This is a genomic window from Mycoplasma sp. 4423 (genome assembly GCF_054353855.1).
This window is the reverse complement of sequence record NZ_JBTHHJ010000023.1, coordinates 1-7,632: the sequence shown is the minus strand read 5'-3', so window position 1 is coordinate 7,632 and position 7,632 is coordinate 1. Positions and strand designations below refer to the sequence as shown.

Here is a 7,632-nt window from a genome sequence, read left to right as displayed (position 1 = left end):
AATATGCAGAGATGATACAATGTTAATTTTCTGTTAATTTTTATGTCCTTGTTTATGCACCTTATTTTTTATTATCCAATAAATTATTTCAACTACTAATATAATCATTAATCTGCGAAAAGATTTTCTTATTTTTATCTATTTTTACTGATAAAAATGAATAAATAATATCACAAAGCATAAAATAAGAAATCTTTGAGCCTAGCACTCCAATACGATACTTTTGCTCAAGCGAATCAACATACAATAAATTCAACGAATGATTGCTTTGTAAACTCTGATTCTTTGTTCATACAGAATATGGAATATTATTTGTTTCTAAGAAGTTTATAACAAATTTTATTTCTAAAGTTGTTCCTGATTTAGATATCACTGTTACATGTACTTTTTTAAGTTGTAGCAATGAATTAAAGCTTAAAAAGGTATGTACATCACTACAATATAAAACATTAAATCCTATTTTTCTTAAATTATTAGCAAAATAAGCTGATATCATACCAGAATCACCAATGCCAAAAAATAGATTAATTTTGTATTCTAATAATGTGTTAATATACTTATAAATGTATTTATTATCTAAAAACTTATTTACACTTTTTTCAATTGTAAACATATAATGTGATTTAATATTAGAAATTACATCTGATAAATTTTCGCTTGATTCATTATTATTTCAATCAATACGATCATCTAAATATTGCAATCTTGCTGAAATATAGATTCTTATATCTTGAATATTTCTAAAACCTAATATTTTTGAAATACGAGAAATAGTTGCTTGTGACACATCAAGCTTATCAGATAATTGCAAAGTTGATAATTCTAAAAAACCATTAGGATATAAACTAATAAAATCGGTTAATTTTATCAATGATTTTATATGTTGATTTGATGTAATTATTTGCTTTAGATTATTATCAAAAATTTCTTTTTTCATAGGTAAAAATAATTATATATTTTGCTTATAAAAATGCAAATTATTTTTGTGTTTTATGCTTTTTATGTTTCTTTATTTTGCAATATTTTTTTCTTTATTCCTCTTCTTTATTTTAATCAATCTTATTATAAAACTATATAATACAAAAAGATGACACATCTGTGTCATCTAAATTATTATAATTCTGCACCTTTATTTGATGTAATCTGGTTATTAATACTTTCTGCTTCGACTCCAACTATTGCTTGAAATGATTTTTCAGAAACTTTTACTAAACCAAATACACCTGCTTTTTTCAAATCTTCTTCAGATACTTTACTTCCATCTTTAACTTCATAACGAAGTCGTGTTGAACAGTTTTCAAAAGTTGTTATATTATCTCAGCCACCAAAAGCTTTAACAATATTTCTTGCTTTTGTTGAAAAGCTACCATCATTTGCTTCTGGTGAGACAACTTCTTTTATTTCTTCTTCTGAACGTATGATACCTTCACCACGACCAGGTGTTGATAAGTTAAATCCTTTGATAAATCCAACCCCTACACCAAAGTAAGCAGCAGCAGTTACAAATCCAATAGGGAAAATTCATCCTGGGTTAGCAAACACTCTTGCTGCGCCTGTATAACCTGATTCGTTGATTATTCTTAATGACTTAGGTATTGAAGTAATGTAGTCTAATAATCCAGCTGAAAATCCAAATCCTAATTGTATTCCAAATGCTCCTGTTATAAATGCAAAGATACCTGTTAAGATTGCATGTGATAAGTATAAAAGTGGAGAAACATATAAGAAAGCAAATTCAATTGGTTCTGTAATACCTGTTAAAAAGCTTACAATTGCTGCTGAACCATATAATGAAGCAACTTTAATCTTTTGTTCTTTGGTTTCTGCTGAATAAACAAATGCACCCACTAAGGCAGGCAATCCGAACATCATCATTGGGAAGAATCCTGCTTGGAAGATACCGCCTGGGTTGCCTTTTGCTTGTCCTTGTAAGAAAATAAGAATATCACCATTAACAGTTTGTGATGGATTACCTTCTTTTGGTCATTCACCTAATTGGAATCAGAAGATGTTATTTGGAATATGATGTAATCCGAATGGAATTAAAAGTCTGTTTAAAAATCCATATACACCCATTATTCCCGCTCTTGTAAAGCGCGCTTGTGCTGATAAATTAAATGATTCACCTTGTTTTGATGTTACGGCTTTTGACATCGCTTCTGAAATAGCAAAAATCACATAACCGATTCAAGGGAAAATAACTGCTCAAACAATTGTAAATAATGTTGATGCAATAATAGCAACTGCTGGAACTAATCTTTTTCCACTAAAGAATCCTAATACTTTTGGCAATGTAACATTGTTTGAACGATTATATACAAATGCAGTTAAAGCACCTACTACAATACCATTAAGTACATTTTTAGCAAGAACGTCATCTGTTTTCTTTCCAAAAATTGTATGAAAACCGGTAGAAACTACTTGATAAGTTCTAGTAAATTCTTTAAATCCTGTTCCTGATTTTGTATCTTTTGGCGAAGATGCTACAAAATCCTTAATAACACCTGTATCAGTATCTACATAACCTTTATGTACAAACAAAGTTCCATAATACACATCGGTTAAAGCAACCATTAAAAAGGTTAATATCATTATTCCAATAAATCCAGCAAATGCTGCTTCACCCCGTTTGTCTTTTGTGAAAGCAAATGCTACACCTACTGCAAATATAATGTATAAGTTTGAAAATACTGCATCACCACTTTTTAATAATAATGATTGCACAAACTTACCAAACGGAGAATCACCTGGTAATTCTGCTCCGATTCTTAACAAGATCGCAGCAACCGGTAGCACCGCAATCGGAAACATCAATGCTGATCCTATACGTGAGAGTTTTGTCATTCATCCTTTAGCTAACCCACCTGAAAATGTTTTTTTAGCAGTTGTAGTCATTATTTACCTCCTGCTTTAGCTAAAAGAAGTTTTTTCTTCTTCAAAAAGAATCCATGTGAAGCAATTGTAGCGATAATTGCTCCAAAAAAGCTAAGAAAGAATAAGAATCCCATTGCCCCTATTACATCTGATCGAAATTTTTTGAAAGCAGCAACATATGCATCATAATGAGCACCTAGTTTTTCTTTTGAAAACCCGTGACTGTTTTCTGTGAAACCTCCAAATAATCCGATAAGTATGATTAAAAAGACAATAAATAAAGTTCATAAAATAATATAAACTCATTGCGACCAGTGCAAGTCTTTGAGTTTTTTTAAAAATTTATCCATATAACCTCACTGAGTGATTTACACTCTAAAATATTATAAAATCATTTTCATATACAAATGCTAAGATGAAAAAATTTTTCATATTTTTTGTTTTATTAATGATGTTTAATATAAAAAATAAAAAATTTTTTTATTTTACATATCAAATAGACTTCCATAATAAAATAATTGCGAGGTTGTTATGAACAAACATTTAGATACATTAAATTATAAACAGCTTGTAAATATTTTTGCTGAATCAAATAAAGATGTAATCAAAGCATATAATAATTTGAAAAAAGATATTATTCAACTTGCTAAGCAATGTGTTAAAGTCATCAAAAAAAACGGTAGAATATTTTATGTAGGTGCTGGTAGTAGTGGAAGAATCGCTTTATTAGATGCTTTAGATATTTTACCTACATTTGGAGAGTTAAATTGATTCAAATACTCGATGGCCGGTGGAGATGCAGCAATCTTAGCGTCATTAGAAGGCTATGAAGATGATTATAACTTAGGTTACAGTGATGCAAAAAAAGAAAATATTAATAATAAAGATTTAATCATCGGTTTGTCTGCATCGGGAAATACTAAATATATAAAAGGTTTTTTTGTTTATGCAAAAACTACTAATGCAAAAACTACCTTGATAGCAAATCAAAAAAATGGAGACTGTGAATCTGTTTCAGATGATGTTATAGTTGGTGATGTAGGTAAAGAAGTTATTTCTGGTTCTACTCGTTTAAAAGCAGCGACTTTGCAAAAACTTATCTTAAACACTATCTCATCAATTACTGCTATAAAACTAGGTAAAGTATATGATGATTTAATGATTGACTTAATTCCTAAAAACGAAAAATTAGTTAAGCGTAGCATTGATATTTTAAAACAAATAACACATATATCTGCATTAGATGCACAAAAGTTATATTCAGAAGCAGATCAAAATATTAAAGTTGCTGCTATAATGCATTTAAATAAAGTTGATAAAATAAATGCGATTAAGCTATTAAAAAAATCACATAATAATTTAAGGGAAGTAATTGGATAATGAAAATAGAAAATGTTAAAATTATAAATTATAACAACATCATTGATTGTGCTGATATATATATAAAAGATCATAAAATACAAAAAATTATACCAAATCAAAATCAAGCAAAATATATAGCAGTTCCTGGATTTATCGATACACATATACACGGTTTTTATAATTACGATGTTATGGAAGGAAGCGATGCGGTTTCTGCTATTTCAAAAAAACTTGCTCAACATGGAACAACTGCTTTTATGCCTACATTGATGACAAATCAGTGACAAAATATTTTAGATGTTTTAGACGATGTGAGTAAAAATACTAAATATGTTGCAAGAAATTTAGGTTTGCATTTAGAAGGTCCTTTTATTGCAAATGCTAAAAAAGGAGCACATAAATTTGAGTATCTTAGAAAACCAACTGTTTTAGATATCAAAGAACTTATTAATGCATCACAAAACACACTAAGAAAAATATCATTCGATCCTGATGTGGTAGATATAGAAGTATTTAAACAGATGCAAAAACACAATATAATAGGGTCTATCGGACATTCAGCAACTGATTTTGAAACTGCATCAATCTTCTTTGATAATGGTTGTAAATCTGTATGTCACTTATGAAATGCTATGTCAGGAATCGACTCAAGAAACCCAGGTTTGCTTCAGGCTGCATTAATGAGCGAAAACACTTATGTAGAAATGATTTTCGATTTATTTCACATTTGTAAGCAGTCTATTTGATTCACTATCAAAAATAAAGGTTTTGATAAAATTATTGCTGTTTCAGATGCAATTAAACCTGCTTATTATAAAGATGGAGAAAATATTTCAGGTGATATCCCTGTTATAAAAGATGGATTAAAAATAACTTTAAAAGACAGTAATACTATTGCAGGTTCAGGTATCAGTATACACGATGCTTTTAAAAACTTATTGAGTATCAATGTAAATTCTTGTGATGCAGTAAAAATGACATCATATAATGCTGCTAAATACTTAGGATTAAATAAAAAGTTAGGCAAAATTAGGATAGGTTATCTAGCAGATATAGTATTAATGGATTATAATTGAAATATTAAAAGTGTTTATATTGATGGAAAAAAGGTAAACTAAGGAAAATATGAAAGTTATAATTAAAGAAAATTCAGATTTACAAGCTAAATATGCAGCAGATTTAATAGCAGATGCTATTAAATCAAGACCTAATTTAAACATTTGCTTTGCAACTGGTAACTCTCCTATAAAAACATATCAATTATTGATTCAAAAATATCAAAATAAAGAGATTTCTTTTAAAGATGTTACAACATTTAACCTTGATGAATATGTTGGAATTGATATAAAAAACCCTTGCTCATACCATTATTTTATGTTCAATACACTTTTTAATTATATTGATGTAGATAAATCAAATATTAATCTGCCAAACGGAATAGGAAATATTGGTTTAAATGCTAAAAAATATGAAAAGTTAATAGCAGAAAAAGGTGGTATAGATTTAATGATACTAGGAATCGGTATCAATGGACATATTGCATTTAATGAACCAGGTTCAAAAATCAATGATATAACTCGTGAAGTAATTTTGACTAAAAGTACTATAAATGCTAATAAAAAGTATTTTGACAATATAAAGTTAGTTCCAAAAACAGCTATATCAATGGGTATCGGAACTATATTAAAAGCAAGAAAAATTATTTTGTTAGCAGATGGAGATTCTAAAGCAGATGCAATTACAAAAACAATAAATGGTCCTGTTTGCTCGGATGTTCCTGCTAGTTTCTTACAAACACATAATGATGTAACTATAATTTTAGATTCAAAAGCAGCAAAATTATTATAAAACTTTCAATAAGGAAACCTTATTGATTTTTTGAATAATTTATTTTATATAAATCAATCATTTAGTAAATAAAATCATAGAATAAAGCCTTAAAAGCATAATCTTAATGATTAATGAATATAAAAAATATGGTAAAATATATTAATACAAAAAGCATTTTCTAAATTATATAAAAGAATTTGCTAAAATTATTGGTGCTTATGGACAGGACCTAGATGAAAGACTAGGCTATGGTTGGTTTTAGCGCTAAGACAAACTAAATTAATTTAAATCATAAACAATATGAAAGGAATATTAATATGGCAAAATTAGAATTTGATCGTAGTAAAGAACACGTTAACGTTGGAACCATTGGACACGTTGATCACGGTAAAACAACTTTGACTGCTGCTATTGCTACAGTTTTATCTAAAAAAGGACTTTCAGAAGCTCGTGATTATGCTTCAATCGATGCTGCTCCAGAAGAAAGAGCTCGTGGAATTACAATTAACACAGCACACATTGAATATCAAACTGAAAAACGTCACTATGCTCACGTAGACTGTCCTGGACACGCTGACTACGTTAAAAATATGATTACCGGAGCAGCTCAAATGGATGGTGCTATCTTAGTTGTTGCTGCAACCGATGGACCAATGCCTCAAACTCGTGAACACATTCTTTTATCAAAACAAGTTGGTGTACCTCGCATCGTTGTATTCTTAAATAAATGTGATATGTTAGAAGGTGATGAAGGTGCAGAAATGATCGACCTTGTTGAACTTGAAGTTCGTTCACTTCTTACAGAATATGGATTTGATGGAGATAATGCTCCTGTTATCCGTGGTTCTGCATCATTAGCATTATCAGGTGATGCAAAATGAGAACCAAAAATTATGGAATTAATGGATGCAGTTGATACATACATTGAAACACCTATTAAAGACTTTGAAAAACCTTTCTTAATGGCTGTTGAAGATGTATTCACCATTACAGGACGTGGAACAGTTGCTACAGGACGTGTAGAGCGTGGAACACTTAAATTAAACGAAGAAGTTGAAATCGTTGGTTTAAAACCTACTAAGAAAACAGTTGTTACAGGAATTGAAATGTTCCGTAAAAACCTTAAAGAAGCACAAGCTGGAGATAATGCTGGATTATTACTTCGTGGAGTAAACCGTGAAGATGTTGAACGTGGACAAGTTTTAGCAAAACCAGGTTCAATTATCCCTCACACAGAATTTGAAGCAGCTATTTATGTTCTAAAAAAAGAAGAAGGTGGACGTCACACACCATTCTTTAAAAACTATAAACCACAATTCTACTTCCGTACCACTGATGTTACTGGTGGAGTTGAATTTGATGCAAAACGTGAAATGGTTATGCCAGGAGAAAACGTTAACTTAAAAGTTAAATTAATCGCTCCTATCGCTGTTGAAGCAGGAACCAAATTCTCTATCCGTGAAGGTGGACGTACAGTTGGTGCTGGTTCAGTAACAAAGATTATTAAATAAACAATTTAAAAGTCGGGTTTATATCCCGATTTTTTAATGCTTTGCAAACAAAAAC

General features: G+C 29.6%; 7 protein-coding genes. 4 read left to right on the top strand and 3 right to left on the bottom strand.

Going from position 1 to position 7,632, the window contains the following annotated elements; translation table 4 throughout:
* Positions 1-61: 61 nt before the first annotated feature.
* The 3 genes from ACXYRN_RS04045 to ACXYRN_RS04035 form a co-directional block, all read right to left on the bottom strand.
* On the bottom strand, positions 62-937 hold the full coding sequence (locus ACXYRN_RS04045) for a MurR/RpiR family transcriptional regulator (RefSeq protein WP_458597207.1): 876 nt from the start codon (positions 935-937) through the stop codon (positions 62-64).
* Between the two features lie 176 nt (positions 938-1,113).
* The gene (locus ACXYRN_RS04040) at positions 1,114-2,895 is read right to left on the bottom strand and encodes a PTS transporter subunit EIIC (protein WP_458607757.1); all 1,782 of its coding nucleotides are present in this window, start codon (positions 2,893-2,895) and stop codon (positions 1,114-1,116) included.
* Positions 2,895-3,224, bottom strand: a complete 330-nt coding sequence (locus ACXYRN_RS04035) for a hypothetical protein (protein WP_435129125.1) — start codon at positions 3,222-3,224, stop codon at positions 2,895-2,897. Before ACXYRN_RS04035 ends, ACXYRN_RS04040 begins: the two co-directional genes overlap by 1 nt.
* Positions 3,225-3,405: 181 nt before the next feature.
* On the opposite strand from ACXYRN_RS04035, the gene ACXYRN_RS04030 reads away from it, so the two are divergent.
* From ACXYRN_RS04030 to tuf, 4 genes are all read left to right on the top strand, one after another.
* Positions 3,406-4,254: an N-acetylmuramic acid 6-phosphate etherase gene (locus ACXYRN_RS04030; RefSeq protein ID WP_458607756.1), complete on the top strand. Its 849-nt coding sequence runs from the start codon at positions 3,406-3,408 to the stop codon at positions 4,252-4,254.
* The gene (gene nagA, locus ACXYRN_RS04025) at positions 4,254-5,354 is read left to right on the top strand and encodes an N-acetylglucosamine-6-phosphate deacetylase (protein WP_458607755.1); all 1,101 of its coding nucleotides are present in this window, start codon (positions 4,254-4,256) and stop codon (positions 5,352-5,354) included. Before ACXYRN_RS04030 ends, nagA begins: the two co-directional genes overlap by 1 nt.
* Before the next feature lie 7 nt (positions 5,355-5,361).
* Positions 5,362-6,084: a glucosamine-6-phosphate deaminase gene (nagB, locus tag ACXYRN_RS04020; protein WP_458597204.1), complete on the top strand. Its 723-nt coding sequence runs from the start codon at positions 5,362-5,364 to the stop codon at positions 6,082-6,084.
* A 299-nt stretch (positions 6,085-6,383) separates the two neighbouring features.
* Positions 6,384-7,577, top strand: a complete 1,194-nt coding sequence (tuf, locus tag ACXYRN_RS04015; RefSeq protein WP_435129111.1) for an elongation factor Tu — start codon at positions 6,384-6,386, stop codon at positions 7,575-7,577.
* Positions 7,578-7,632: the final 55 nt, after the last annotated feature.